Source organism: Parasphingorhabdus sp. (assembly GCF_036963705.1).
GTDB lineage: Bacteria > Pseudomonadota > Alphaproteobacteria > Sphingomonadales > Sphingomonadaceae > Parasphingorhabdus.
The window spans coordinates 1-26,002 of sequence record NZ_JBALUT010000038.1 but is presented as its reverse complement, the minus strand read 5'-3'; the positions used below and the strand labels follow the sequence as shown (position 1 = coordinate 26,002).

The 26,002-nt window shown below is 58.7% G+C and carries 27 protein-coding genes and 1 pseudogene; 16 read left to right on the top strand and 12 right to left on the bottom strand.

The genetic code is table 11. The features are described from left to right. Nucleotides 1-41: 41 nt before the first annotated feature. The 4 genes from V7680_RS15755 to tnpA form a co-directional block, all read right to left on the bottom strand. On the bottom strand, nt 42-293 hold the full coding sequence (locus tag V7680_RS15755; RefSeq protein WP_339689398.1) for a fumarylacetoacetate hydrolase family protein: 252 nt from the start codon (nt 291-293) through the stop codon (nt 42-44). After that, nucleotides 233-556, bottom strand: a complete 324-nt coding sequence (locus tag V7680_RS15750) for a hypothetical protein (RefSeq protein ID WP_346426347.1) — start codon at nt 554-556, stop codon at nt 233-235. Before V7680_RS15750 ends, V7680_RS15755 begins: the two co-directional genes overlap by 61 nt. A 501-nt stretch (nt 557-1,057) precedes the next feature. Beyond that, entirely contained in the window at nt 1,058-1,531 is a 474-nt protein-coding gene (locus tag V7680_RS09960) for a MarR family winged helix-turn-helix transcriptional regulator (protein WP_240616806.1), read from the bottom strand. Nucleotides 1,532-1,626: 95 nt separating this feature from the next. Beyond that, complete coding sequence (gene tnpA, locus V7680_RS09955; RefSeq protein WP_335653126.1) at nt 1,627-2,052, bottom strand: IS200/IS605 family transposase; 426 nt, start codon at nt 2,050-2,052, stop codon at nt 1,627-1,629. A 177-nt stretch (nt 2,053-2,229) separates the two neighbouring features. Between tnpA and V7680_RS09950 the strand changes: the two genes are divergently transcribed. Together V7680_RS09950 and V7680_RS09945 are read left to right on the top strand one after the other, a co-directional pair. After that, the gene (locus tag V7680_RS09950) at nt 2,230-3,117 is read left to right on the top strand and encodes an alpha/beta fold hydrolase (RefSeq protein ID WP_100092229.1); all 888 of its coding nucleotides are present in this window, start codon (nt 2,230-2,232) and stop codon (nt 3,115-3,117) included. Further along, nucleotides 3,114-3,536: a hotdog fold thioesterase gene (locus V7680_RS09945; protein WP_100092230.1), complete on the top strand. Its 423-nt coding sequence runs from the start codon at nt 3,114-3,116 to the stop codon at nt 3,534-3,536. The genes V7680_RS09950 and V7680_RS09945 overlap by 4 nt, the downstream gene beginning before the upstream one ends. 9 nt (nt 3,537-3,545) lie before the next feature. Here V7680_RS09945 and V7680_RS09940 read toward each other — a convergent pair whose 3' ends face one another. Genes V7680_RS09940 through V7680_RS09930 form a run of 3 tightly spaced genes read right to left on the bottom strand, consistent with a single transcriptional unit; the run spans nt 3,546 to nt 7,706 of the window. After that, nucleotides 3,546-5,003, bottom strand: coding sequence for an efflux transporter outer membrane subunit (locus V7680_RS09940; RefSeq protein WP_100092231.1), 1,458 nt, complete (start codon nt 5,001-5,003; stop codon nt 3,546-3,548). A 7-nt stretch (nt 5,004-5,010) separates the two neighbouring features. Further along, nucleotides 5,011-6,582, bottom strand: coding sequence for an MDR family MFS transporter (locus V7680_RS09935; protein ID WP_100092232.1), 1,572 nt, complete (start codon nt 6,580-6,582; stop codon nt 5,011-5,013). Beyond that, nucleotides 6,579-7,706 (bottom strand): HlyD family secretion protein, encoded by a 1,128-nt coding sequence (locus V7680_RS09930; RefSeq protein WP_100092233.1) that lies wholly within the window; start codon nt 7,704-7,706, stop codon nt 6,579-6,581. Before V7680_RS09930 ends, V7680_RS09935 begins: the two co-directional genes overlap by 4 nt. A gap of 238 nt (nt 7,707-7,944) precedes the next feature. Here V7680_RS09930 and V7680_RS09925 point away from each other — a divergent pair, with 238 nt between their 5' ends. From V7680_RS09925 to V7680_RS09910, 4 genes are all read left to right on the top strand, one after another. Then, nucleotides 7,945-8,538, top strand: coding sequence for an AarF/UbiB family protein (locus V7680_RS09925; RefSeq protein WP_335653125.1), 594 nt, complete (start codon nt 7,945-7,947; stop codon nt 8,536-8,538). Nucleotides 8,539-8,710: 172 nt separating this feature from the next. Continuing rightward, nucleotides 8,711-9,415, top strand: coding sequence for an AarF/UbiB family protein (locus V7680_RS09920; RefSeq protein ID WP_240616810.1), 705 nt, complete (start codon nt 8,711-8,713; stop codon nt 9,413-9,415). 103 nt (nt 9,416-9,518) lie between these two features. Further along, nucleotides 9,519-9,941 (top strand): NUDIX domain-containing protein, encoded by a 423-nt coding sequence (locus V7680_RS09915; protein ID WP_206169917.1) that lies wholly within the window; start codon nt 9,519-9,521, stop codon nt 9,939-9,941. Nucleotides 9,942-9,956: 15 nt separating this feature from the next. Then, entirely contained in the window at nt 9,957-10,289 is a 333-nt protein-coding gene (locus V7680_RS09910; protein WP_206169918.1) for a hypothetical protein, read from the top strand. A gap of 549 nt (nt 10,290-10,838) precedes the next feature. Here the strand turns inward: V7680_RS09910 and V7680_RS09905 are convergent. From V7680_RS09905 to V7680_RS09895, 3 genes are all read right to left on the bottom strand, one after another. Next, a complete protein-coding gene (locus V7680_RS09905; RefSeq protein ID WP_164088927.1) occupies nt 10,839-11,012 on the bottom strand; it encodes a hypothetical protein in 174 nt (57 codons plus the stop codon). A 70-nt stretch (nt 11,013-11,082) separates the two neighbouring features. Further along, on the bottom strand, nt 11,083-11,409 hold the full coding sequence (locus tag V7680_RS09900; protein WP_100092235.1) for a 2Fe-2S iron-sulfur cluster-binding protein: 327 nt from the start codon (nt 11,407-11,409) through the stop codon (nt 11,083-11,085). A gap of 30 nt (nt 11,410-11,439) precedes the next feature. Then, nucleotides 11,440-12,702 (bottom strand): cytochrome P450, encoded by a 1,263-nt coding sequence (locus V7680_RS09895; protein ID WP_335653124.1) that lies wholly within the window; start codon nt 12,700-12,702, stop codon nt 11,440-11,442. Between the two features lie 182 nt (nt 12,703-12,884). Between V7680_RS09895 and V7680_RS09890 the strand changes: the two genes are divergently transcribed. The 10 genes from V7680_RS09890 to V7680_RS09845 all read left to right on the top strand — a co-directional run bounded on the left by V7680_RS09890 (nt 12,885) and on the right by V7680_RS09845 (nt 23,918). Next, entirely contained in the window at nt 12,885-13,625 is a 741-nt protein-coding gene (locus V7680_RS09890) for a FadR/GntR family transcriptional regulator (RefSeq protein WP_100092237.1), read from the top strand. 55 nt (nt 13,626-13,680) lie between these two features. Continuing rightward, entirely contained in the window at nt 13,681-14,823 is a 1,143-nt protein-coding gene (locus V7680_RS09885) for an NAD(P)H-dependent flavin oxidoreductase (RefSeq protein WP_100092238.1), read from the top strand. A 20-nt stretch (nt 14,824-14,843) separates the two neighbouring features. Then, complete coding sequence (locus V7680_RS09880) at nt 14,844-15,623, top strand: Coq4 family protein (protein ID WP_335653123.1); 780 nt, start codon at nt 14,844-14,846, stop codon at nt 15,621-15,623. Further along, nucleotides 15,620-16,810, top strand: a complete 1,191-nt coding sequence (locus V7680_RS09875; protein WP_335653122.1) for a thiolase C-terminal domain-containing protein — start codon at nt 15,620-15,622, stop codon at nt 16,808-16,810. The genes V7680_RS09880 and V7680_RS09875 overlap by 4 nt, the downstream gene beginning before the upstream one ends. Then, a complete protein-coding gene (locus V7680_RS09870) occupies nt 16,807-17,283 on the top strand; it encodes a Zn-ribbon domain-containing OB-fold protein (protein WP_100092241.1) in 477 nt (158 codons plus the stop codon). Before V7680_RS09875 ends, V7680_RS09870 begins: the two co-directional genes overlap by 4 nt. Nucleotides 17,284-17,343: 60 nt before the next feature. Continuing rightward, a complete protein-coding gene (locus V7680_RS09865) occupies nt 17,344-18,537 on the top strand; it encodes an acyl-CoA dehydrogenase family protein (protein WP_335653127.1) in 1,194 nt (397 codons plus the stop codon). Then, nucleotides 18,537-19,628: an acyl-CoA dehydrogenase family protein gene (locus V7680_RS09860; protein ID WP_335653121.1), complete on the top strand. Its 1,092-nt coding sequence runs from the start codon at nt 18,537-18,539 to the stop codon at nt 19,626-19,628. The genes V7680_RS09865 and V7680_RS09860 overlap by 1 nt, the downstream gene beginning before the upstream one ends. Nucleotides 19,629-19,690: 62 nt before the next feature. Next, a complete protein-coding gene (locus tag V7680_RS09855) occupies nt 19,691-21,304 on the top strand; it encodes an acyl-CoA synthetase (RefSeq protein ID WP_335653120.1) in 1,614 nt (537 codons plus the stop codon). Then, entirely contained in the window at nt 21,301-22,905 is a 1,605-nt protein-coding gene (locus V7680_RS09850) for a flavin-containing monooxygenase (RefSeq protein ID WP_100092245.1), read from the top strand. Before V7680_RS09855 ends, V7680_RS09850 begins: the two co-directional genes overlap by 4 nt. Nucleotides 22,906-22,934: 29 nt before the next feature. Then, nucleotides 22,935-23,918 carry an alpha/beta fold hydrolase gene (locus V7680_RS09845; protein WP_100092246.1) on the top strand — a complete coding sequence of 328 codons (984 nt, stop codon included), beginning with the start codon at nt 22,935-22,937 and terminating at the stop codon, nt 23,916-23,918. A gap of 86 nt (nt 23,919-24,004) precedes the next feature. Here the strand turns inward: V7680_RS09845 and V7680_RS09840 are convergent. Together V7680_RS09840 and V7680_RS09835 are read right to left on the bottom strand one after the other, a co-directional pair. Continuing rightward, nucleotides 24,005-24,319: pseudogene (locus tag V7680_RS09840) on the bottom strand (integrase core domain-containing protein); the annotation flags it as partial. A 466-nt stretch (nt 24,320-24,785) separates the two neighbouring features. After that, nucleotides 24,786-25,811, bottom strand: coding sequence for an IS110 family transposase (locus tag V7680_RS09835; RefSeq protein WP_335653119.1), 1,026 nt, complete (start codon nt 25,809-25,811; stop codon nt 24,786-24,788). Nucleotides 25,812-26,002 lie beyond the last annotated feature (191 nt).

Sequence of the window (26,002 nt, the reverse complement as noted above, 5' to 3'; positions counted from 1 at the left end):
GTACAAGTCAATTTATAAGTCGTGTCAAACACGCCATCTTTCTAGACTTCACCCAGTTCATCGGGTGTCACCGCAAAGGGCACCATCGAACAGGCCGGTTTTGCCTGCACCCAACCAAAGCCGGTTGCCATTTCTATCGGAGCAATCGCGCGCAAAGAGCAGTCGTTGATTTTGACGATTAGTCTGATGTGTTTCGTTGCGTCCGTAGCGCATGTTCCCATTGGAACATGATCTACAATAACACCGAACTCGCCTTCAAAATCAATACCATGTTCGATAGTGGGCAACGACACATCTTCGGTCGGGCCGAAAAACCGATCCGAACACCCTGATACATGAGCGGTTTGTCGGTATTGATTGGATCCAGACCAAACGCGACTTGCATAAGGTCTCCATGAGTTGAAAAGGCAGAGCCGTCGAGCCATTGCCAGCTGCGCGGCATCAGCGCAGCACAGTCGGTGGTCGCAAACTCTTCACCTTCCCCCGAAAAAAGGCGATCAAGTGCTTTGGCAACGCTCGGCTGAACCACTTGCCAGTCACCGAAAACAGCGAGCAAATTGGTTGCCGGACCATCGACCCGAAAAACAGCGCCTCCTGCATCACCGTCCGCTCGCCCATCATCGCAGCATCTCCCGCCTCTACAGGAATGCTGAATCGCATCTCTACAATGCTGACAAGACCGAGTTTTTCAACACAACCCGCCCTCTTGTCGGTCGGTCGACCACCTCTTCGGTATTCTTACAAGCAAACACAATCCGCGCTGGGAGATTCTCGGTAGTCTCGGGCGCTATGCCGTCCAACGGCTACATGGCGCAGTGTAGATCATATCCGCTGTATATAAGGATGAGGATATCTACTCTATCCACGTCGTACATCCCGTTAAGCAACTTCTAGCCGCGGATGACTGCCTGATTTATGCTCCGGCAGGAGTCGATCGCTAGCAACGCCAATAACTGGCTTATACCAAAAAAGGGAGCGAGTGGCCCCAGCCACTCGCTCCAGCTGATCCTATGGGAGAGAAGGATCAGAACCAGTTAGATTTTGGGATCTGACGTGTTCAGCACACCCTTAGATTCCCAACCATTTTTTCCATCGCGGTTCGTATGATGGTCAAGTCTGCTTTGGAAATGCCTTTGAACATCTTCTGATAAACGGCGTTGGCTTCTTTCCGAAGTTCCGGAATAATGTCGATTGCCTTTGGACGCAGGAATATCCGCCAGACACGCCGGTCATCTTCTGCGGACCGACGTTCGACAAATTCCAGTTTTTCAAGATGATCAATCGTCAATCCGATCGTAGCTCGTTCCAGTTCTAGGCAAACTGCCAGCTCGGTTTGCGTCATTCCCTCGGTCTTGATCAGATAGGCCAATGTTCTCCACTGGGTGCGGGACAAGCCGAACTGGGCAATCGATTCATCAAATGACTTGCGCAGGACTCGCGGTACTTCCTCCAGCAAAAACGCAAACTCATCGGTCTCATTCAGGAAGCCGTCTTGCGCGTTTGCGCTCATTGTAGCTGTTTCGGTTGTCATGATAGTGACCATATCGTAAATTCAATATAATATAAAGCCCTTTACTGCATAAATGCCGTCAAGGCGACACGCTCCCGCGATTACTCCATGTAGGTTCACGGGTTGGGGCTGAAGCCAGCTTTGTTTGGGTTAGTATGCTTGTCGAGATAATTGAGGATCACGTCGTCGGTGATATTGCCTGAGGTGGTCGAGAAATAGCCTCGTTGCCAGAAGCGCTGGCCCCAGTAGCGTTTGCGGATATGCTCGAACTCCTGCTGTATCTTGCGCGATGAGCGTCCCTTTGCCCGGCGCACGAAGTCGCTGACTGCAATATGGGGCGGGATCTCGACAAACATATGCACATGATCGCGTGACAGAACGCCATGGATGATCTTCACGCCCAGTTCGCTGCAGACCTGCCGGATGATCTCCCGCACCCGCAGGCGGACCTCCCCATGCAGCACCTTGAAGCGGTATTTTGGTGCCCAGACAATATGATAACGGTGATGAAAAGCCGTGTGGCTCCCGCGTGAATATGGCATGAGCACTATCCTCCAGAAAATGACTTCGCCTGCGAGCCGGTCATTTTCTGGAGGATAGTGCTGAGCAAACAATAACGGCTGAAGCCTTCTACCAGCTATAAGCTGGTGAGTTTCCTTCAAAGGCGAGACATTAAATAACTTTACTGTTTGGGGCGCCGGAAGCTAGGGGGTAGTCCCATGTATTGCGAAACAGTCAGCATTGAAGGAGCTGGAGGCTTGACCCTCACAGCCGAAGCCAACGGCGAGAGTGGTGCGATGCCCGTCCTGCTCGCTCATGGTGGTGGGCAAACACGTCGTGCATGGAAGAACGTGGTCGGCGACCTTGCGGAGGCGGGTTTCCACGCAATCGCCATCGACATGCGGGGCCACGGCGACAGCGAATGGGCAGCCGATGGCGCTTACGAAACACACGATTTCGCGTCCGATCTGGTCGCCATCGTATCACGGATGGAGCGCAAGCTTGCGCTGGTCGGGGCGTCGCTGGGCGGAATGGCCGGTATACTCGCCGAAGGGGATTTGGCGCCCGGCAGCTTCGCTTCCCTGACACTTGTCGACATCGCACCGCAGATGGAAGTAAGCGGGGTCAACCGCATTGTCGGATTTATGGAAGAGCATATCGAAACCGGTTTCGCCTCGCCCGAAGAGGCGTCGGAAGCGATCGCGCGTTATATGCCCCTTCGACGCAAGCGGTCGAGCGGCGAAGGGCTGCGTAACTATCTACGACACAAAGCCGATGGGCGGTATTACTGGCATTGGGATCCAGCCTTTATCCTTAGCAGCAGGACGGTCAGCAAACGCGATGAAGGGCGCCATCAACGCCAATTTGAAGCATTAAGCCAGGCGACCCAGAACCTCACCTTGCCGGTCCATCTCATTCGCGGCGGTTCGAGCGACCTCGTTTCCGAAGACGCGGTGGAGCATCTACGCGAACTTGCGCCGCATGCGGAATATACCGACATCGCCGGCGCCACTCACATGGTTGTGGGCGATGCGAACGATTCGTTTTCTCACGCCATTCTCGATTTCCTGAAACGACATCACTCCATGCGGGGGCGAGAAACATGAGCGAGGCGCCAGCGCGAATAGATCGGGCACGCATAGAGGAAATTCTCCGTATCGCGCCTTTCCATGCGTGGCTCGATCTGAAGGTTAGGTCGCTGACTCCGCAGCGGCTGGAGCTCGAAATGCCATGGCGCGACGAAATCGTTTCCAATCCTATAATCGGATCGGCCCATGGCGGCGTACTTGCGTCTCTGATCGACCTGACCGGTTTCTACGCCCTCATTGCACAGGGCACGAAAGTAAAGGCTACTGCCGATCTGCGGGTCGATTATCATCGCCCGGCAACCTCAGGCCCGCTCGTCGCAACCGGTTTGATTGTGAAAGTCGGTCAGCAAATTTCAGTGGCCGAAACCAGCGTTACCGGGCCGAATGAAAAATTGCTCGCTAGCGGGCGCGGTGCCTATATATGCGGTGACCTGTAGGGTCGGCATCTAGGATGGCGCCTGCCATCCCAGGCCGAGCGATTTTTGCACCGCAATCCACGCAAGAGTAAGGGCAGCTCTGCCCCGGGCCAAGTCCGTATTGGCCTTCTCCTGCTCGCGCAAAGTCCGGTTGAGATCGATGCGCGAGATCGCCCCCGACTCAAAGCGCTGCCGGTTGAGATCCGCCGATTTATCGGCATGTCGCTTGACCTGGATCAAAGCCGCCAGCGCAGCGCGCTGCTGCGCGAAACGGGCTAAGGCGCGCTCGGCATCCTGCAAAGCTGCAAGCACGGTCTGCCGGTAATTTGCAGCAGCCTCGCGGCGAGCCGCACCTGCCCGGTCGATCGACGCGTCGACCCTTCCGAAATCAAGGAAATTCCATTGCAGGCGCGGAATCGCAATGGCAGAAAACTCGCCTACGTCGAAGATATCTTCCGGCGAGGTTCCCCCCAGCCCGAGGATGCCCATGAACGAGAGTTTCGGAAACTTCGCAGCCTCGGCCACACCGACCCGCGCCGTCGCGGCGGCCAAGGTGCGTTCAGCGGCGCGGATATCGGGCCGCCGCGCGATGAGACTAGCGGGATCACCTACCGCCACTCTTTCGGGCGGCAGGGGGATCTCGCCAATCGGTGCAACTTCGAGAGAAGGCGCTCCCGGAGCGCGCCCGGTCAGAACGGCGAGCGCATCGAGCAACACGGCCTCATCTGCTTCGGCCTCGGCCAGTTGCGACTTGAGCAACTCCAGTTCTGCATTAGCATTTCCGACCGGAAACAGCGGTAGGGTACCTTGCTGATAACGCTGATAGGTCAGAACGAGTATCTGCTCCTGCAACTCGCTTTGCAGGCGGTACCGCACGACCCGCTGCTGTGCCTCGCGCAGGTTCACATAGGCGTTGGCGACGTCTGCAGTTAGCTGGACTCGCGCATCCTCGGCATTCGCTACGGCAGCGGCCAACTGTGCATTGGCTGCCTCGATCCGCCGCCCGGTCCCGCCACCAAAATCGATCTCCCAATTGGCGTTGAGGCCGGCATTATAAAAACTGATGGTATCGTCTTCCTCTTCTGGCGGCATTCCGGGCGTCCCTGGAGGAAGTGGCGGACCGCCCTGAATGTCTAAACCCGGCAGACGGCCCTGCACGACCGTTGCTTGGGTGCCAAGCGATGGCAGACGGCCTGCATTTTCCTGCGCGAGGGATGCGCGGGACTGCGCGATGCGCGCACCCACCGCCTCCAGCGAAGGATTATCGGCGAGCGCCGCCTCGATCAGTCGATCGAGTCCGGGATCGTCGAGTAGAATCCACCACTCGGCGAGTTCCGGCACTGTGCTGCTCACTTTGTCGCCGGCCCGGATGAAACCCCCGGCTCCGCCGGCGGCAGCCAACTCGGGCGGCCCCGCATAGTCTGGGCCGGCGGTGCATCCTGCCAGAGTGGCGGCAATAAGAAGAAAAGGAATTGATTTTCGGATCATGTCGGTATCAGTGCATCGAGAGGGAAACGTTCTTGGGCAGCGGCTTGAGGAACACGACAAGCGGCACCGTTATCACCGTCAACAGACCCATCACGAAGAACACGTCGTTATAGGTCATAACAAAGGCTTCACGTTGGATGGTCCGGTCCAGCACGGCCATTGCTTCATCCATACCGCCGAAGGTCCGCGCCAGCGAATCCAGGTAGCTCTGCAGCGAGACGCTGTTTGCATTCAGAGTTTCTTCCATCCGGCGGCTGTGATGCCAGGTGCGCTGGTCCTGGAACGAGGCGAGGCCCGCTAATGCGAATGACCCCCCCAGATTGCGCGCGGCATTGAAGATGCCCGAAGCATCGCCGGCTTCGTCCTTCGCCACCGAGGCAACAGTCGCCTGGTTGAGGAACATCATCGCCAGGATCATACCCACCCCGCGTATTAGCTGGCTTTCGGTAAACACTGCGCCACCGGATTCGGCTGTAAGGCTGGTGCTCACAAAACAGCTAAGGGCCATCAAGAGCATACCAGCCCCTACTGCGATGCGGATATCAACGCGACGGATCATGAAGGGTAGAACCGGCATCAACAGGAACGCCGGCACACCCATCCAGAAGATTACCAGCCCGGTCTGGAAGGCGTTGTAATCAGATATAATCGCCAGGAACTGTGGGATAACGTAGATCGAGCCATACATCACCATCCCCAACGCGAGCGCCATCACAGCGACGCTCCCGAATTGCCGACTTAAGAGTAGCCGGAGTTTAAGAACGGGTTTGGAGGCGTACAATTGACCGTAGATGAGGGACGCGAACCCGATTACAGTGATCAGGGTAAGCCATCGGATGAGAGAGGAATCGAACCATTCCTCGCGGTGGCCTTCCTCCAGCACGACCGTCAGTCCACCAAGCCCGAGAATCATGCCAAGGATACCGGCCCAGTCTGCCTGGGTCAGATATTCCCAGTTCGGCTTTTCGTGTGGCAAACCTACGAATAGGAGCAAGAGGAGGGTCGCGCAGACCGGGACATTGACAAAGAAGGCGTAGTGCCAACTAAGATTCTCAGTCAACCATCCGCCGATCAGCGGCCCCATGACCGGACCTAAGACGACGGTCATGCCGAACAGCGCCATACCGATGGGTTGCTGGTGGGGAGGCAGCCGCTTCGCCACGATCGTCATCGCAGTCGGAATCAGTACGCCGCCCATAAATCCCTGACCTGTACGACCGATAATCATAGTCGTCAGATCGGTCGCGATCCCGCATAGTATCGAGAAGCCTGTAAACGCAGTCACGGCGATGATGAGCAGCGTACGCAAGCCAAACAGGCGCTCCAGCCAGGCGCTGAGCGGGATGACGACAATCTCGGCGACGAGAAAGGAGGTAGCGATCCAGGTGCCCTCGGTACCGGTCGCCCCGATTTCGCCCTGAATGACGGGAAGCGCGGAATTGACGATTGAGATGTCCAAGGTCGCCAGCATAGCGCCGAGCGCGCCCGCCACCACCGCGACCCAGGCAGTGACGTCGGCATTCTGCGGCTTGGTTGGAGCACCGGTCGGGCCAGCTTGGGCAGGCGCTGCCTCGGTCATTCGGCAGCGCTCGAAATCTCTTCGAGTTCGCCGACGGCACCGCGGGTGTCGATGGTAGCGACGACCGACATGCCGGGCACGAGCAGGCGGCGCACTTCGGGTGCTGCGTCGATGGATATGCGGACCGGGATACGCTGGACGATCTTGGTGAAGTTCCCGGTCGCGTTTTCTGGTGGCAAAATCGAAAATTCGGCCCCGGTTCCGGGCGAGATGCTGTCCACCGTTCCAGCAATCTTGCCATCTGGCAATGCATCCACTTCGAGTCTGACCGGCTGACCCGGTCGCACGAGACCGACCTGCGTTTCCTTGAAATTGGCGGTAACGTAGATCTGGCTCACCGGCACCAGAGTCATGAGCCGCTGGCCGGGCTGGACGAACTGCCCGACCCGGACCGACAGGTCACCAATGCGCCCTGCCCTGCTCGCTTCCAGCCGGGTCGAAGAGACATTGAGGTCGGCAACATCGAGCTGCGCGCGAGCAGCATCGGCCTGTGCCCGGGTCTGCTCGATCTGCTCAAACAACGTGGCGCGGCGCCCTGTGGCGGCCGCGACCGCAGCCTGCGCGGAGGCAAGTTCGGCCCGAGCCTGCTGCGCTTGTGTCACGTACTGGTCGAGTTTTTCGCGCGGTTCCGCCCCGCTGGCGGCGAGCGGGCGATAGCGGTTCACCTGTTTGTTGGCAAGGTCTAGCGTCGCGCGCGCGACGGCCAATTGCGCGCGCGCCTGGCGGATCGCGGCGTTCTGTTCGCTCACCTGCGAGCGGATCGTGTCGGCACCGGCCACCGTGGCCGCGATCTGGGCGCGTGCCTGAGCGGCTTGGGCGCGGTAATCACGCAGGTCGAGCTGGACCAGTGCTTCGCCGCGGGCAACCTGTTGGTTTTCCGAAACCAGCACCGCATCGACGTATCCGGCCACCTTGGAAGAGACCACCACACTGTCCGCTGCAACGTAGGCATTGTCGGTTGACTGCATGTATTGCCCGTAGGTAACATAACGATAATACCACCAGGCACCTGCAAGAACGGCCACGATCACCGCCGCGAGGATGAACAGGCGTAGTTTCCTGTTGGAACGCGATCCCGCAGCCGGTTCATTGTCGCCCTCTACAGCTTCGGAAATATCCTTCATTTGTCCGCTCACTCTATCGATCCCGATTCATTTAACGGGTGAGTTAGAGATAGCCCTACAGATCGTAAAGCACTTTATTATATTTGTTTGGTGTTTCATACCAAGTTGGCTAAAGCAATCCCATGGCCATCTATGAACTCCAAGTGCGCGAATCGAAAGACCGTCGGGAGATAATCACTGACGATGATCGGATATCCAAGAACCTTGAAAAACTCCCGGACGCAACGGACTGAGCCAGATGCCCGGAGATTCGGAAAAACTCATAGGCGACCTTTCGCGATTGGCGGAACTCGGTCGAATTTTTGCCCGTCACGGTGCAATGAATCTGGGTAATGCCCTTGGAATTGCACCTTTTCCGGAAGAAGATGTCAGTCCAGAGCACTTGCGACCGAAATCAATGGTTGCCTTGCTGCGCGATATTGGCCCGATCGGTGTGAAACTCGGCCAACTTCTCGCAACGCGCGGCGATGTGTTCTCTGACGAGTGGATAGACGCCTTGGCCAGTCTTCAGGACCGGGTCGAGCCCCTGCCGTTTGACGCGATCGAGCCTGTTCTCGTCGCCAGTTGGGGCGAGAAGTGGGAGGAAGATTTCACGGCATTCGAGCGCGATCCGATGGCCTCCGCCTCTATCGCCCAAACCTATACGGCAACCTTGCTGAATAGCAGTGACGTGATCGTGAAGGTTCGACGGTCGGGCACTGCGGCCAGACTGGAAGCAGACATGCGCATACTGGTGCGGCTGGCGAAGCTATCCGAGCGGCGGTCGAGCGACATCGCCCGCTATCGTCCAGTCGAGTTCCTCCAGACCTTCGGCAAGAACCTGGCCCGCTAGATGGACCTCGCTGCAGAAGCGCGGGCCTGCGAGCGGATCGGCGGCTACCTTGAAACGCTGGGAGCGAAGTCCCCGGCGATACACTGGCATCTCACCGGCCTGCGGGTGAATGTGCTGGAACGCCTGTGTTGCATCGACCGGTTGAGATCGCACCGCATCGCAGATCGACCGTGTGGCGGAGAAGGCGCGAAACATCGTATTTGCCAAACGCTATGCCGATGCTGTGCTGCGGATGATGATCCTCAATGGCAAATTCCATGGCGACCCCCATCCCGGTAATATTTTCCGGATGGATGCTGACCAGGTTGGCTTCATCGATTTCGGCGCGGTCGGTTTTCTCAGCGGAGCGAGTCGGCAGGAAATCGTCCGTCTGATCCTCGCAATCGCCGACGAACAGGCGGAGGACGTTGCCGATCTGCTGCTCGACTGGGCCGGCAATCCGGCGGTGGATCGCGACCAGCTCGCCCTCGATCTGGACCATATCATCGAAGAATTTCGCGGCACGGTGCTGTCGGGGATCGAATTATCGGCGCTTTTCGACCGGGTTTTCGGCCTTCTGCGCGAATACAGCCTCGTCCTGCCGCCCGATCTTGCCATCCTGCTGCGCACACTGCTGACGACCGAAGGCCCTGTCCTCGCGTTCGCGCCAGACTACAACATTGCCGAAGAGACCAGACCCATCCTTATTGAACTGCTGTCGGAACGGTTCTCGTTCGGTGCGACCCGCAGCCAGCTCACCAAGCTGCGCCGCCGACTGTTCGGTCTTTCGGCTTCCCTGCCAGACCTAATCGGCAATGCCACCATTATCGCCCGATCTGGCTCGATTCCCGTGACCATCGACCCGACCAGTCGTGGGTGCTGGCAGGGATCACCCTAGCGCTCGCACTGATCGCATTGGTCCGGAAATGGAATTGAACCAGCCGACTGCCCATGTCTTAAAGCCAACACAAATAAGCGAAGATCAAACCGGAGAGAGAAATATGACCAGCCCGCAACCCGTCGATCCCGTCCCCGCAGCCACCATGTTGTTGCTGCGCGACGAGCCGGAATTCCAAGTGCTGATGGTAAAGCGGCACCACCAGATCGACTTTGCCTCCGGCGCGCTGGTCTTTCCGGGTGGGAAACCAGCTACGGGTGATGATGCTGCGCAATGGGCCGACCATTGCGCCGGCTGGGACACACTTGAACCGACACAGCGGACCCTGCGGATCGCCGCAGTTCGCGAAGCCTATGAGGAAGCGGGCATCCTGCTGGCCGATAAAAGCGATGGCAGCGCTTTCGAGGGTTCCTGCGACCCGGCAAGCCGCAAGGCGGTCGAACAAGGCGAACTCGCGTTCCTCGACGTGGTTCGTGAGGCCGATGTGCAATTGCGGCTGGACAGGCTTAGCGATTTCGCTCGGTGAATCACACCCACCTTCATGAACAAGCGCTTCGACACTTGGTTCTACGTCGCCCGCGCTCCCGAACGCCAGATCGCGGCGTGCGATGGCTACGAAACCGTGGATGCCGAATGGTTATCACCTGGCGGCGCACTGGCTATGGGCGAAGCCGGGGAGCGGACGATTATCTTTCCCACCAGGCTGAACCTGGAACTGCTGGCCCAGGCCAGCAGTGCGCAGGACTGCGTCGAACGTGCCGAAGCGCGCTTGATCGCGCCAGTCCTCCCGAAAATCGTTCAGCGTGACGGGAAGAACATTCTCACCATTCCCGAGAGTGCGGGTTATGGGGCAGCCAGTGAAGTAGTAGGTTGACGAGATTGCATTCCCGATAGCTCCTGAACGAATGGGTGTTCGAATGAAGGGCAAACAGTTCCGCCTATTCGCAGGCCGTCCAGCCCGGGCTGTTCTGATTGGACTCGGGGGCGGACAGAATTGACGGGGGAAGAATCAACCTGCTGAGAGGAAGGCAGAGGTTGGCAGCAAGTCGGTGCCGAACTCGCTTACGAAAGAAGTAGGCCCGAATGCATTTAAACCTCCACTGTGCTGTTCGACGGACAGTCTCAGCACCTGCGAAAAATGATCGGGCGGATGAGACGACCGCTCGGATCGTGGGCGCGAGAGTTGCGTGCCCACATGCCGCTTAGCTAGCCTTCCTCGCGCAGCTAGCGGCAGGCGAAAGCTCAGCGCGGTATTGAAGCGCTAAGAAGCGAGCATCTGGTTGAACCGCACGTGCTGCTTCAGGTAGTCAAGCGTGCTGTCGAACAATGCCTGCGCCAAATCGAGCATCTCGGCAGCAGCCTGCCACTGCCTCCATATGCCTTGGGTCCAGTGGGCGTGCCCAGCCCCGAGCACCAATATGACTCACGCCATTTTGTATGAAGAGGCGTTTCGTTTGTCGGAATTTTCAGGCCTGCTAGCAAGGTTGACCTTGCTCTTGAGTTCTTGCGGGAATTTTTCGCTAAGGAATTCGTGTACTTCTGTGCGAAACGCGTCGTCGTCCGCGTGGGTGTTCTCTTTCAGCTGGGTCGCCATCATGGTCTCCATCTGAGGATCAGGGTTGCTTCTCCATCGATTGGGCGAGGATTGCGAGATCTATCTCGATGGATCAATATTGCTGTTCGGGCACGTGAAGCACTAGGCCGTCCAGCATCGGCTTCATCGGAATCTGGCACGCGAGGCGGCTGTATTCTGTAGTGCCTTCGGCGAACTGCAGCAGTTCGGCTTCCATCCCGTCTTCCTGCAGCCGACCGACCTTGTCGATCCATTCGGGGTCGACATGAACGTGACAGGTCGCGCAGGCGCAAACGCCTCCGCAATCGCCGTCGATACCCGGCACGTCGTTGAACAATGCCGCTTCGCGCGCGGTTTCGCCTTTGTCGATCTCGACTTCCCGGCGCTCTCCGTCGCTCGCGACGAACGTTACCTTTACCATTTCTATCTCCGCAATATTTGGTTCGGACAATCAGCGGGCATGCAAACGCACCGGCAGATTGGTGATTCCCCGCACCAGATTTGAAAACAGGCGCTCAGGCTCGCCGGTCACTTCGACCCTTGAGAAACGCTTGTGAATCTCTTCCCAGATGATACGCAGTTGCAGTTCGGCGAGGCGGCTGCCCATGCAGCGATGAATTCCATAGCCAAAAGAGAGGTGATGGCGCGGATTTTTGCGGTCGATAATGAATTCGTCCGCTCGGTCGATGACGCTGCCGTCGCGGTTGCCGGAGAGATACCACATCACGACCTTGTCGCCCTTTTTAATCTGTTTGCCGCCGATCTCCCAATCCTGGAGCGCAGTGCGGCGCATATGGGTCAGCGGCGTCTGCCACCGGATGATTTCCGGCACCATGCTGCCAATGAGCGAAGGATCATTATTCAACTTTTGATATTCGTCTGGGTTCTCATTAAGAGCCAGCACGCCTCCGCTGATCGAATTGCGGGTCGTGTCGTTGCCGCCCACGATGAGCAGCAGAAGGTTACCCAGAAATTCCAGGAAGGGCATGTCCCTTGTCGCCGGGGAGTGCGCCATAATGGAGATCAGGTCGTTCTTTGGCTCCTCATTGATGCGCTGTTCCCACAGCCCCTTGAAATACATTGCGCACTCGATGAGCTCTTCGCGCCTCGCCTCGTAGGATTCGACGATGCCAGTTTCCGGCGCAGCCGTTGTGATGTCCGACCAGCGGGTGAGCTTGCGCCGTTCTTCCCAGGGAAAGTCGAACAGCGTCGCGAGCGTCATAGTGGTCAATTCGATCGAAACCTTGTCGACCCAGTCAATCTCCTCACCGACCGGCAGGTCGTCGAGAATCTTGGCGGCACGTTGGCGAATGATCGGTTCCAGCAGCTGCAAGTTGGACGGCGCGACCGAGGGCGTCACAGCCTTTCGCTGCTGATCGTGCTTGGGTGGATCCATGGCAATGAACATTTCCAGGTCAAGCGCACCCTCAACCGAATGCATGTCCTGAATCGCGATACCGCCAAGCTTCGCCTCGGACGAGAACACCTTGTGGTTGGTATCGACCGCCATGATGTCGTCGAACTTGGTGATCGACCAATAAGGGCCGACATAGCTGTCGCGGCAGTAATGAACCGGATCTTCCTTGCGCAGCCGATCAAAGAACAATCCGATGGTATCGTTCTGGAACAGGCTTGGCCGGGCAACGTCGATCTCTTCAATCGGAATCGCGGCGATCTTGTCTGCAGTATCCATTTCCATGACCTGGGTATTCATATCCTGTCTTCCTCTCCCGCAAGCAATCCTGCCCTAATCTTACAAAAATAATGGTCTAACCGATTCTTGTCAAGAAAGCTTATAATATTTTCTACTTTTTACCCCGCCCTATCGTTAAAAGGCCATTGACAGCGGGCATTGAACGCTTTTAAATGTTATACGACTTTAGCCAAGGGGCAACGATGCAGCCGCAGGTCGAAACAGTGAAGAAAACCAAGCGCGCCTTATCGCTCGCCCAGAACATCGTGCGCGACATCGAGGCGGGGGCGCATTCTCCTGGGGACCGGCTGCCGCACGAGGACGAGATGCTGGCGCGCTACGAGGTTGCCCGTGCGACCTTGCGCGAAGCCTTGCGCTTCCTGGAACTCCAGGGCGTGATCCACCTGCAACTGGGGCGCGGAGGCGGGCCGGTGGTGGCACGCCCGCAGACTGGTGATTTCGCCAATAGCCTGTCGCTGATCCTGCATTTCATGGAAGCGGACCTGCGCGGATTGCTGGAACTGCGCGAGGCGATTGCGCCCGATGTCGCTGCCTATGCCGCGCTGCGCGCGACCACGGGCGACCTGAGTGCACTTGCCGATTGCTTCAAAGAACTGGAGCGCAATGAAGCCGACAATAATTTCGAGGAACTGAACCGCCGTTTTCACGACCTGCTTGGCTGGGCAAGCGGCAATCCGCTCTTTGGCTTGCTAACCTCGACGATGCATTTGCTGACCCGCGAATTCTCGAACTCGCTGGGGTATTCGGCACAAGAGCGAGCGGTCCAACTACGATTTTTGCGCAGCGTTCTCGAATCGGTGCGCACTGGCGACCAGGCAGCTGCGCGGCAGGCGATGAGCCGCCTCGTCTCGGGCTCGGCATCCTATCTTGCGGAACGCAGCCCGGAACTGGTGTCCCAACGGGTCAAATGGGGGCAAATTTAGCAGTTGTAACCAATTGAAGCGTGCCAAAAGGCATCCATGCGGAGAGGAAGAGAAAATGGCACTGAGAAGCCGAATTTGTGAAATGCTGGGAATCGAATATCCGATCCTGCTGGCCGGCATGGGCGGTGCAAGCGTTCCGGCACTGGCCGCGGCAGTATCGAATGCGGGCGGGTTGGGCGTGCTGGGTGCGGCGGCGTGTTCGCCTGAACAGCTGCGCGACTGGATTCGTCAGACCCGCGAGCTGACCGACAAGCCCTTCGGCGTCGATACGCTGCTGCCCGCCTCGGTCACGCGCGGATCCGCACCGCAGAGCGGTGGCGCACCCGAAAATCCGATGGAACTGCTGGGCGAATACCAGCAGTTCACCCGCGATTTCATGGACCGCGAAGGCCTTCCTCAAGTTGATACTGAGGCGGCCATGCGGGCGGCTGGCGCCCCCGAAATGGGGAAAGGCGGGCCTCAGCTCTTCTCGAAGGAGTTCTTTGAAGCGCAGATGGAAGTGGTGATCGAGGAAAAAGTGTCCGTCTATGCTGCGGGTCTTGGCAATCCCGAACCGTGGATGGACCGCCTGCATGCCAATGGCACCAAGGTCATGGCGGTGATCGGCAAGGTTAAACATGCCGAGCAAGTGGTCGGTTCGGGCATCGACATGATTGTGGCGCAGGGTCACGATGGTGGCGGTCACAATTCGCCGATCGGCACCATCTCGCTCATCCCGCAAGTGGTCGATGCGGTAGGCGATCGCGTTCCCGTCATCGGTGCCGGCGGCATTTCGGATGGCCGCGGCGTTGCTGCCGCGATGATGCTGGGCGCCGAGGGCGCATGGATCGGAACGGCGTTCCTCGCGACCGAGGAAGCGGGTATCGAACACTTCCAGAAAGAAGCGATCACCGAAAGCGGCGAGGACGACACGGTGGTCAGCCGCTCTCTTACCGGCAAGCCTGCGCGCATGATTCGCAACAGATGGGCCGATGCATGGGTTGAGGCGGGCAAAGAGCCCCTCCCCATGCCGTACCAATCGATGATTTCCGGGCCGGTAATGGCCTCCGGCATCAAGGCGGAGCGAAAAGACGTTATTCCCGGTTTCGCAGGTCAGGGGATCGGACTGATCGACGCGATCCGTCCCGCCTCCGAGGTCATGCAGGATCTCGTCACGGGGGCCGAAGAGGCGCTTTCATCCGCCAAGTCCTACTCGTGAACCGCGACGGAGGTATTGTCGTGAATGATGCACCAAACCTGCCGCAAGGGCACGAATTGCGCCGCGGCATTCGCCCTGGAGAAGCCTTTCCGGCAATGCGCCGGCTGATAGCGGACAAGGAAGACACTTCGCAGGTATTTCGCATCGTCCAGGCGCTATCGGGCAATTCCTACTACCGCAACTTCCGCCGCTTCGCCGCCTCGCCGCAAGGGCAGACGATCCTGACGGAACGGGCCGATTTGCTCGGCACGCTCAGCGACCGGGAGCGTCTGGCGCGCTGCGCGCCGGGGACGCTTGGCCGCGCTTATCTCGATTTCGTCTATGGCGAGGGACTGACCGCTCAGGGCCTGGCCGAGGCGAGCGAGGCAAGCGGCATGACAGAATTCAGCGATCCTGCGGTCACGCGCTATCGCCAACGTCTGCGCGATTCGCACGATCTGTTCCATGTGGTGACCGGTTATGGCCGCGATGCATTGGGCGAATTGTGCGTACTCTCTTTTGGCAATGCACAATTCTACAATCACGGCATCACCTTCATCGTTGCGGTCGGTATTCCCAAACTGCTGGCGGAGCAATGGCAGCTCCCCGTCGCGCGCGCCGCGTTTGAGGCGTGGCGACTGGGTCGCAAGGCAGCGGACCTGACCACTTTCTATTGGGAAAGGTACCTCGATCACCCGCTTGAGGAAGTGCGCCGCGATCTGAACCTCCAGCCCCCGGCAGTATATGTAGGCGTGCGTGATCTTTCACAGCGACTGGAGCGTGAGTTTCAGGCGCGCCGGCAAGGCGAGCTGCAGGCATGAACGGTCCCGCCGCCCTAAGCTTCAGCGACAGGTCCGCTATCACTGGCGTTGGCGAAACCGCTTTCGTCAAAGGCACCGAACGCACCGCAGTGGACATGATGCTGGAAGCATCGCGCCGCGCCATCGCGGATGCCGGGCTGAAACCTTCCGATATCGATGGCATGGTGCCGCCGCCGATCTATACGACGTCAGAGGAAATGGCCGCCAATCTGGGTATCGATGTGCTGCGCTATGCCGCCACAGTGCATATGGGCGGGGCCAGCCCGACTACGGCGCTGCAAAACGCGGCAATGGCGATCGCAAGCGGCCTGTGCGACCATGTGCTCATAACGCTGGGCTGGAACGGATATTCGGCGCTCAGGCCCAAGCCAGGTGCGCCGCCGACGCGGCCGATGAACATGAACACGCTGACCAACACGGTCAAAGGCTATTACAGTCCCTATGGCGTGTTTTTGCCGGTGCAAATGTATGCCTGGCTCGCGACCCGCCATTCAAAGCTTTACGGCGTCGGGCCTGACGCAATGGCGGCCGTCGCGCTGGCCTGCCGCCGCCATGCGCAGATGAATCCGCAGGCCTTTACCTATGGGCGCGAGCTGGACGCGGAAACCTATCACTCGGCGCGGTTGATTTCCGAACCTTTCCGCCTTTACGATTGCTGCCTGGAAACCGACGGAGCCTGCGCGGTCGTCGTCTCGCGGATGGACCGGGCAAAAGACATGCCGCATGTCCCCGTCAGCATTGCGGGCGCAGCCGAGGGACATCCCTATCCGGCCGACGACATTCCTTCCCGGCCCGATCCGTTCAAAATCGGCCTCAGCTATGCCGCCCCGCGCGCCTTCGACATGGCGGGCGTTCGCCGCGAGGACATGGATTTCCTGCAGATCTACGACTGCTTCACCTATGTCGTCCTGCTACAGCTCGAAGCGCTGGGTTATTACGAGCCGGGCGGACAGGGTGAATTTGTCGCCGACGGGCAGATCGAGCTGGGCGGGCGCTATCCGGTCAACACCCATGGCGGCCTGCTGAGCGAAGCGCATGTCTGGGGCCTCAACCACGTGGTCGAGGCGGTGCGTCAACTGCGCCACGATTGCGGCGAACGCCAGGTCGAAGGCGCGCAGACCGGGCTGGTCACCGGCTGGGGCGACTTGGGCGATGGCAGTATCGCTATCCTGAGGAGGTTTGCATGAGCGACGAGAAGAATCTTCCGCCCAAAATGCGTGCCTCGGCGCAGAAGGCGCCGCCAAAGCCGCAACCGCGCCCGCAGGATCCGGTGGAACAGGAATTCTGGAACCGTTGCCAGGACGGCAATCTCTATTTCCAGCGCTGCGGCGAATGTGGCACCTTCCGCCACCTGCCGCGCTACATGTGCGCAAAATGCGGCTCGCCAGACTTTTCTTGGGAGCAAAGCAGCGGAAAAGGTACGCTGTTTTCCTGGACGGTCACACATCAGGCTCTGCACCCTGCCTTTGCCGCTGACATTCCGTTCGTCTCGGCGGTGGTGGAACTGGAAGAAGGCGTCCGCATGGCCACGCGTCTGATCGATTGCGACCGCGACAAGCTAGAGCTGGACCTTCCGGTAACGCTCGATTTCGAACTGATCGGCGCGGATTTCCGCCTGCCGGTTTTCCGCCCCGATACGAACCTGCCCCACGAAGGATAAGCACGAAATGGATCTCGAATATGGACCCGAATATGACGCTTTCCGCGAGGAAGTGCGACAATTCTTAAAGACGTACGGGAATCGTGCGCCAGCCGAGCAGGGCCGGGCCGCCCGTCTACCGAAGCGGTCGAGTGGCAGAAACTGCTGATCGAACATGGCTATACCGCGCGCACGATCCCCACGGAATACGGGGGTTACGGGGCCGAGCCCGACATTCTCAAATCGCGAATCATCGCCGAGGAATTCGCGCGCGCCGGCATTCCCGGCGGACTTGCCAACCAAGGCATATCGATGCTGGTCCCTACACTGCTGGAACTGGGAACTGAGGCACAGAAACGCCAGTGGGTCGAGCCGACGCTGAAAGGCGAGGTCGTATGGTGCCAGGGCTATTCCGAGCCCGGCGCGGGATCGGACCTTGCCAGCCTGAAAACCAGCGCGCGGATCGAAAACGGCGAATTCGTGATCAACGGCCAGAAGATCTGGACCAGCACGGCCAAGCAGGCGGACATGATCTTCTGCCTGGTCAGGACCGAACCTGACGCGCCCAAGCACGGCGGCATTTCCTATCTGATATTCTCGATGGATACGCCGGGGATTGAGGTGCGTCCGCTCAAGACCATGACCGGTCACGCCGAATTTAACGAGACGTTCTTCACCGACGTGCGGGTGCCGATGGACCAGATCGTCGGCCAGCGTGGTCAAGGCTGGTTCGTCGCCAATGCGACACTGGGTCACGAACGCGGCATGCTGGGCGATCCCGATGCGCTGGAAAACCGATTTCAGGCACTGGTCAAGCTAATGCAGAAAGAACGTGTCGGCCAAGGCCGCGCGATCGACAATGCCGTGCTGCGCGACCGGTTGGCGGCGCTTCAGGCCGAAGTTGCAGCGATGAAATACAACGGAATGCGTATCCTTTCGGACAATCTGAAGGGCGAACCCGGCGGCATGGCCAAGCTGATTGTCAAGCTGCAAAGCTGCGAACTGGCGCATCAGATATCGGCTCTGGCGATCGACGCCATGGGCGAGATCGGCATCCTTTATCACGGTAGCAATCGCGAGCGCGAAGGAGGCGCGTGGCAGTGGAACTACATGTTCCAGCTGGGCCTTATCATCGGTGGAGGTACCGCGCAGATCCAGAAGAACATCATCGCCGAACGCGGTCTCGATATGCCGCGCGAACCTAAGCTGGCCAAACCTGCGCCGGCCGAACAGGGCGCTGCGGTTGCGGCCCGCCAGAAACAGGGAGCCGCCTGATGGATTTCGGACTGTCGCAAGACCAGCAGATGCTGCGCGATACAGTCGCGCGATGCCTCGCCGACACCTGCCCGCTCGACCATGTGCGTGAGTGCGCCGAAGGCGAAGCTTCTTACAGCGAAAAGGTGCAGTCTGCACTGAGCGAACTGGGCATCACAGGAATGATGGTTCCCGAACAGCATGGCGGCCTCGGTATGACCTTGCTAGATGCAGCTGTTGTGGCCGAACAGCTTGCCTATGCGGTCGCTCCGGTGCCGTTTCTCGCCAGCCATGTGCTTGCACCCATCGCGCTGGCGCAAGCCGGCAACGAGCAGCAGCAGGCTGAGTGGTTGCCTCAGATCGCCAGCGGCAAAGCGCAGATCGCCGTTGCCATTGCCGAGACTATTGAGGTGCGCGACGGGGCGGGCGTGTCCTGCAACGGCGGAAAGCTGAACGGAACGGCATTGTTCGCGCTCGATTTCACCGGCGCCGAGGCCTTTCTGGTGGCCGATACCGCCGGGCGGATGCACTTCGTCCCCGCCGATGCACCGGGGCTGGAGAAAATCCCGCTGACGACGACCGACCGCACCCGCAGCGTAGGGGAAATGCGGTTCGAGACCGTTGCGGCCGAACCACTGGCCAACGATGGCGGAGCGACTGCGGCACGGCTGCGCGATGCGGGCCGGGTGATCCTGGCCGCTGACAGCCTCGGCGCGGGTCAGGCCATGATTGAGAAGGCGGTCGATTATGCCGGACAGCGCGAACAATTCGGGCGGATCATTGGCAGCTTTCAGGCGGTCAAGCATATGTGCGCGGAAATGGCAGCCCGTCACGAACCATGCCGCTCCCTGATTTGGTACGCAGCGCATGCTTTCGACGCGGCGTCGGATGAAGCCACGCTCGCCGCGTGCCATGCGAAATCGCATACCGGCGAGGTGTATCGCTTCGTCGCGCGCACTTCCACCGAAGTGCATGGCGGGATGGGCTTCACCGACCTGCTTGGGCTCCATTATTGGTTCAAGCGGATCGGTTTCGATCGCCAGGTTCTTGGCGGCCCCGAAGCGGTGAGAGCCGAAGCAGCAGCGCGGCAGGGGTGGACCCGGGCAGCGTGATTTAAGTAGCTGCGGGGACGCCGCGAGACAAGCGGCGCCCCGCCAAGAGATGAGATGGAAACGTGATCGACTGGAACCTTGGCGACATTCTTGATGCTATCGAACCGGCCATGCCGAAGGATGCGCCCGCGCTGATCCATGGCGACCGGATCATCACATGGCCGGAAATGTCAGTCCGTTCGAACAATCTCGCGCGCAACCTGCGGGAACGCGGTGCCGTCGACGGGGCGAAGGTGGCGTTCTACATGCGAAACCGTCCCGAATACGGCGAGCTGATGGCGGCCTGCTTCAAGGGTCGGCTCACGCATGTGAACATCAATTATCGCTACGTGCCCGAAGAAGTATTCTACATCTTCGACGATTCCGACAGCGAGGTGATCGTCTACAGCTCCGAATTTCGCGACTATATCCTTGAGCTGAAGGACCGGCTTGAGAAGGTCCACACTTTCGTCGAGATCGGTGATGCGTCGGAAATCGCCCCTTTCGCCGTTCCCTATGAACATCTCACGACGCAGGGAGACGGTTCGCCTCTAGGCATCGAGCGCTCACCAGGCGATCTGCTGTTCATCTATACCGGCGGCACCACCGGCATGCCCAAGGGCGTGATGTGGCGGCACGACGACATGCGCAAGGCGCAGCTCGACGCGCAAAAGCTGCTCGGCCCGGTGCCGCAGTCGCACGAAGAAAACGTCGCGCTGATCAAGAGCCAGGGGCCGGGACGCCGCACCCTCCCCTCCTGCCCGCTGATGCACGGCACAGGCTTTATCACCGGGATCGGCGCGCTGATGTCGGGCGGTGCAATCGTTACACTCTCCGACCCGTCATTCGATGCCGAAGAGTTGTGGGAGACGGTCGAGAAACACAAGGTCGAGAGTATCGCAATCGTGGGTGACGCTTTCGCCAAGCCGATGCTTCGCGCCCTCGACGAACATCCCGGCCGCTGGGATACCAGCAGCCTCGTGTCGATCATCTCGTCCGGCGTGATGTGGAGCAAGGAGGTCAAGGCCGGTCTTTGCAAGCACATTCCTCAAGTCATCCTGATGGACAGTTTCGGCGCTTCCGAAGGCCTCGGCTACGGCCTTTCGGTCACCACCGCGCAAGGCGGCACCAACACCGCCAAATTCGGCATTGGCGAATTCTGCGACGTGTTCGACGAGAACGACCAGAAGATTGAGCCGGGCAGCGGCGTACCTGGCTTTATCGCGCGCAAGGGTGCGATCCCGCTCGGTTATTACAAAGATCCTGAAAAGTCGGCCAAGACTTTCAAGACAATCGACGGTGTGCGTTACTCGATACCGGGCGACTGGTGCCGCGTGGAGACCGATGGCAGCCTGACCCTGCTCGGCCGGGGCAGCGTGTGCATCAACACCGCCGGTGAAAAGGTCTATCCCGAAGAAGTCGAAGAGGTGCTGAAGACCCACCCCGCGATCGCCGATGCGCTGGTCGTCGGGGTACCGCACGAGAAATGGGGTCAGGCGGTAACCGCCGTGGTCCATCTCGATAAACAGGGCGAATTCGATGAGCAAACTGTAAAGGACCACGTCCGCGAGCAGCTGGCAGGATATAAGACGCCCAAGTCGATCCATCCTACCGACACGCCTCTGCGCGCCTCGAACGGAAAGGCGGATTACGCAGCGGCAAAGAAAATTGCGGAAGGCAGCAGGGCGGCAGCGTGAGCGGCAAGACCACGCCAGACTATGACGCGGTGATCGTCGGTGCCGGTTTCAGCGGCATCTACCTGCTTCACAAACTGCGCGAGGCCGGGTTCAATATCCTGCTGGTCGATGCTGCCGCCCAGCCCGGCGGCATCTGGTACTGGAACCGCTATCCGGGCGCGCGGGTCGATTCGCAGGTTCCGCTTTACGAATTCTCACTCCCAGATATATGGCAGACATGGTCTTGGACCGAGCGCTTTCCCGGATGGGAAGAGCTGCGCACCTATTTTCGTCATGTCTGCGATACCCTCGATCTGTGGCCGCACATGCGTTTGGGCACGAGGGTCGAAAGCGCGCGCTTCGCCGAAAAGGCATCGCTCTGGCGCCTGCATCTGGACGGTGGGGACACGGTGACAGCGCGGTTTCTCCTGCCGGCTCTCGGCTTCGCGTCGAAGCCTTATGTCCCCGACATTCCCGGCCTCGACACCTTCGCTGGCGAATGGTGCCACACCGCGCGCTGGCCTCAGGAAGGCATTGATCTGGCAGGCCGCAAGATTTGCCTGATCGGCACCGGCGCCAGCGGTGTGCAGGTGGCACAGGAGGCAGCAAAATCAGCAGACCGGCTGACACTGTTTCAGAGGACGCCGATCCTGGCCCTTCCCATGCGCCAGGAGACAATGACCGAGGAAGGGCAGGTGTGCGAAAAGCAGGGGTATCCGGCCATTTTCGAACAACGCAAGCAGACCAGCGGGGGTTTTGAATACCAGTCGCTGGAAAAATCGGCACTTGAGGTTAGCGATGAGGAGCGCACCGCACATTTCGAGCATCTCTGGCAGCGCGGCGGTCTAAAATTTTGGTATCACAATTTTGCGGATATGCTCACCAACCGCGAAGCAAACCGCTACGCTTATGATTTCTGGCGCGACAAAGTCCGGGAGCGGATCGTCGATCCGGCGCTTGCGGAAAAACTTGCTCCTGCCGAGCCGCCCCACCCCTTCGGCACCAAGCGGCCATCGCTGGAACAGAATTATTACGAGATTTTTGCGCAGGAAAATGTCGCGCTCGTCGATCTGAAGGAAACGCCGATCGTCCGGATCAGCGCGGACCGTATCGAAACTCAGGATGGGGCGTTTGACTGCGATCTGATCGTCTTTGCAACAGGCTTCGATGCCGGACGCGGCGGACTGATCGACATGAATATAACCGGGCTGGGCGGGCTCGGTTTGGCACAGGCCTGGAACGATGGCTTGCGCGCCTATCTGGGCATGTCCGTGACGGGCTTTCCCAATATGCTGTTTTCTTACGGTCCCCTGAGCCCATCAGGTTTTGCGAACGGCCCAACGAGCGCTGAGATACAAGGCGACTGGATTTGCGACTTTCTGATATGGCTGAGGCAAGGCGGGATCAAGCTCTTCGATGCCGAACCGCAGGCCGAGACGACCTGGACCGAAATAGTCGCCCAAGCTGGCGCGATGACACTCTTTCCCGAAGCGGACTCCTGGTACATGGGCGCAAACATCCCGAGCAAGAAGCGCCAGCTTATCAATTTCCCAAGCGTGGTTGGCTATGCCGCCGTATGCGACGACGTAGCGCAAAATGCCTATCGCGGATTCGCCACCTAAAAACTCACCAACAAGGAACCTTTCGCGCAATGAATGAAATGACCCCTGTAAACAACCTTCCGACTGACATCGATTCCTTGTGGGCCGGGGACGGTTCGCACCTGCCCGAATGGTTCATAGCAGCACTGAACGTGCCGCGCGAAGAAGCTTATGTAGAGATTTCCGGTGCCAAGGTGCACTATCTCCGCTGGGGCAGCCCCGATAAGCCCAAATTGCTAATGACACATGGCTTCCTCGCCCATGCCCGCTGCTTCGCTTTTATTGCGCCGTTCTTCGCGGAAGAATATGATGTCGTGGCATTCGATTTGGCGGGTATGGGGGACAGCGAAATGCGGGGGGCAGCTGACACGGCGGCCCGCGGGAGGGAATTCACCGAGGTTGCCGAGGCCCTGAACATGTTTGCGGATGGCCAAAAGCCAACGATCATCGCGCACAGCTTCGGTTCGGGTGCCGCGCTGACAGCCGTGACCCAGTCGCCCGACGCCTTTGCTGGAGTGGTCGTATGCGACCTTATGATCATGCGCCCTGAATTGCTTGAAAAATACTGGAAGAACGATCGGTCGAGCCCGGGATCAGGGAATCCGGACAAGCCCAACAAGCGCTATCCCAGCTATGAAGCAGCGCGTGCGCGCTACATCCTATCGCCGCCTCAGCCCGCCGAGGAGCCATTCCTGCTAGATTATATTGCGTATCATTCGCTGAAGCATAAAAGAGGCAGTTGGACGTGGAAATTCTCACCAGAGGTTTTCCGGCGGAGCAATAGGCCCGAGGAGTGGCTGAACATGGGTAAGCGGCTGGTGCAAGCGCCGGGCCGCAAAGCAATCGTGCACGGCGGTAACAGTCTGCTCTTCTCACAGGATTCTGCCGATTACATCCGCGAGATGGGTGGAAACGACATCCCGATAATAGCCATACCGGAAGCCCGCCACCACCTGATGCTCGATCAGCCATTGGCCTTTGTCGCAGCTCTCAGGAGCGTTCTTTCTTTTTGGAAAAGCTCCCACGAACGCTAACCGCAATGTTAGAATGACCTGTCATATCTTCGATGAATTGGGTGGTCGAGAATACCAAATATGAATTTTGATACCTTGATTTGAAGCTAGGTGTTTAGTCTAGGCATTTGATGAGTTGGATTAAGTGTAAATCTGTTTGGTTCAGTTGTCCACATTTTGCAGATGTATTCGAAGGGTGTGAGTCTCTTGAGGGTCTTCAGCCGCCGACCATAATTGTAGGCGTCAATGAAGTCGTTGAGATGCGCGGTCAGCTGGGCATGGCTGTCATAATGGTATCGTTTGACGGCGGTCTCCTTGATCGTCCGGTTCATCCGTTCGACCTGCCCGTTGGTCCATGGATGCTTGATTTTGGCGGGGCGGTGCTCGATCCCGTTTTCTTCGCAGCGCATGTCGAACATGTGGGTCATGTAGGTGGCGGTCGGGCCGTCAGCGTAGCGCGGCGGGAGGGTGAACTGGATGCCATAGCACATTGGGAAGCATTTACTGGAAGGGCCGTATTGCCTTGATGAAGCCTGCGGGCGCGTAGCGTCCGCAGGCTTCATCAAGGTGGCCACAATCGGTCAGCAGGTCTCTGAACAACTAACCGGCTGACGCCGGTCGTCTAATCGAGGGTCATAATGCAAGTCCTTTATTTTAATTGCACGCCGTAAGCGTGTTGGCTGATCATGAAAGTGTATACCGGGAAGCAGGGTCGTCTTCGCAGTCAGCATGAGCCGCTGCATGATGGAGCTTCGCGGGAGGGGCCTTCCAATGTAGGTTACGCACTTCGCTAAAGCACGGTGCAACCGGCATCGCGGAATGGCCCGGCTCACGTCCCCGGCAGGGACACGACCAAGCGTTCAATGCATGAACGCCAGGACGAACTAATCAAGCTGCTGCGCCTATGCTTGGGTTAAAAAATTCTCCAGATTTCAACATGGCATGCATGGTGACGGCCAACTTGCGAGCCAAGGCGGTGGCGGCGCGCTTAAAGCCGATCCGTTCCTTGAGCTTGAGTCCCCATGTTCGTAACCCACTTTGGGCGAAGCTTCGGGTTAGGATGACCACTGCGGCCTCGTAGAGCAACCCGCGCAGATGCTTGTCGCCGCGCCTTGAGATATGGCCATCATAATCAACCTCACCGGATTGGTAGCGACGCGGTGTAAGACCAAGCCAGGCCGCTACCGATCGAGACTTTCGAAAATTGCCTGGATCTTCAATAGCAGCCATGAATGCAGTCGCCGTGATGGTTCCAACCCCCGGGATCGACATCAGGATCTGACACGCTTCGCTTCGACGCGCATCGGCGACGAGCTTTCGACTGAGTTCAGCTGTTCGCTCACGCAGGCTGCGCCAGGCCGCGAGCACGGGTAAAATGATTGTTGCCAATTCGTCCTGATCGTCCAGCAGATGACTGACATTCTGATCGAACACATTGCCCTGGCCGGCTGGGACAGTAAGGCCGAATGTCTTCATTATCCCACGAATCTGATTGGACAACTCAACCGTCATCCGTACCAGTCGAGTACGCACCGTGATCAGTGTGCGCGTGAGCATGCTATCGAAACACTTGACCCGCACCGCCTTGAAATACCCAATCTCGGCAAGCTGGGCCAAGCCATCAGCATCATTGGCATCAGTCTTGTTGGGGGCCATTTCAAGTGCTCCGGCAGCATGACGTGCATCAATGCAGATCGCAGGCAGCCTCTCTTGTACCAGCGCGTGATAGAACCAAACCGATAAAGGGCCTGTTTCGAAAACGACCAGCTCTACTGCAGGCGCGCGCTTTCGAACAAGTTCCGCAATGACCTTCGGATCAGAGGCGCATTTTCCGCGCCACATCCGCTTACCATCGCGGCGAATAGAAACTGCCGTCTCTTTCAACGAAACATCGAGTCCGATATATTCTTTCATGGTTGTTCTCCGTTAGATGCTTGAGCCCGACTTCCAATCGCGAGCCCGTATCTCCGTCTTATCGGGGAACAGTCGTCCGCTTCTACGCAGAACTGCCTTCGGAGCGACTCGTTCCCACGATTACTCCATGTAGGTTCATGGTTTGGGGCTGAAGCCAGCTTTGTTTGGGTTAGTATGCTTGTCGAGATAAT

What these genes read in the sequence shown, in the direction of transcription:
- V7680_RS09960 (WP_240616806.1), bottom strand. Translation starts at nt 1,531, where the DNA reads ATGACAACCGAAACAGCTACAATGAGCGCAAACGCGCAAGACGGCTTC.
- tnpA (WP_335653126.1), bottom strand. Translation starts at nt 2,052, where the DNA reads ATGCCATATTCACGCGGGAGCCACACGGCTTTTCATCACCGTTATCAT.
- V7680_RS09950 (WP_100092229.1), top strand. Translation starts at nt 2,230, where the DNA reads ATGTATTGCGAAACAGTCAGCATTGAAGGAGCTGGAGGCTTGACCCTC.
- V7680_RS09945 (WP_100092230.1), top strand. Translation starts at nt 3,114, where the DNA reads ATGAGCGAGGCGCCAGCGCGAATAGATCGGGCACGCATAGAGGAAATT.
- V7680_RS09940 (WP_100092231.1), bottom strand. Translation starts at nt 5,003, where the DNA reads ATGATCCGAAAATCAATTCCTTTTCTTCTTATTGCCGCCACTCTGGCA.
- V7680_RS09935 (WP_100092232.1), bottom strand. Translation starts at nt 6,582, where the DNA reads ATGACCGAGGCAGCGCCTGCCCAAGCTGGCCCGACCGGTGCTCCAACC.
- V7680_RS09930 (WP_100092233.1), bottom strand. Translation starts at nt 7,706, where the DNA reads ATGAAGGATATTTCCGAAGCTGTAGAGGGCGACAATGAACCGGCTGCG.
- V7680_RS09925 (WP_335653125.1), top strand. Translation starts at nt 7,945, where the DNA reads ATGCCCGGAGATTCGGAAAAACTCATAGGCGACCTTTCGCGATTGGCG.
- V7680_RS09915 (WP_206169917.1), top strand. Translation starts at nt 9,519, where the DNA reads ATGACCAGCCCGCAACCCGTCGATCCCGTCCCCGCAGCCACCATGTTG.
- V7680_RS09910 (WP_206169918.1), top strand. Translation starts at nt 9,957, where the DNA reads ATGAACAAGCGCTTCGACACTTGGTTCTACGTCGCCCGCGCTCCCGAA.
- V7680_RS09905 (WP_164088927.1), bottom strand. Translation starts at nt 11,012, where the DNA reads ATGATGGCGACCCAGCTGAAAGAGAACACCCACGCGGACGACGACGCG.
- V7680_RS09900 (WP_100092235.1), bottom strand. Translation starts at nt 11,409, where the DNA reads ATGGTAAAGGTAACGTTCGTCGCGAGCGACGGAGAGCGCCGGGAAGTC.
- V7680_RS09895 (WP_335653124.1), bottom strand. Translation starts at nt 12,702, where the DNA reads ATGAATACCCAGGTCATGGAAATGGATACTGCAGACAAGATCGCCGCG.
- V7680_RS09890 (WP_100092237.1), top strand. Translation starts at nt 12,885, where the DNA reads ATGCAGCCGCAGGTCGAAACAGTGAAGAAAACCAAGCGCGCCTTATCG.
- V7680_RS09885 (WP_100092238.1), top strand. Translation starts at nt 13,681, where the DNA reads ATGGCACTGAGAAGCCGAATTTGTGAAATGCTGGGAATCGAATATCCG.
- V7680_RS09875 (WP_335653122.1), top strand. Translation starts at nt 15,620, where the DNA reads ATGAACGGTCCCGCCGCCCTAAGCTTCAGCGACAGGTCCGCTATCACT.
- V7680_RS09870 (WP_100092241.1), top strand. Translation starts at nt 16,807, where the DNA reads ATGAGCGACGAGAAGAATCTTCCGCCCAAAATGCGTGCCTCGGCGCAG.
- V7680_RS09860 (WP_335653121.1), top strand. Translation starts at nt 18,537, where the DNA reads ATGGATTTCGGACTGTCGCAAGACCAGCAGATGCTGCGCGATACAGTC.
- V7680_RS09845 (WP_100092246.1), top strand. Translation starts at nt 22,935, where the DNA reads ATGAATGAAATGACCCCTGTAAACAACCTTCCGACTGACATCGATTCC.
- V7680_RS09835 (WP_335653119.1), bottom strand. Translation starts at nt 25,811, where the DNA reads ATGAAAGAATATATCGGACTCGATGTTTCGTTGAAAGAGACGGCAGTT.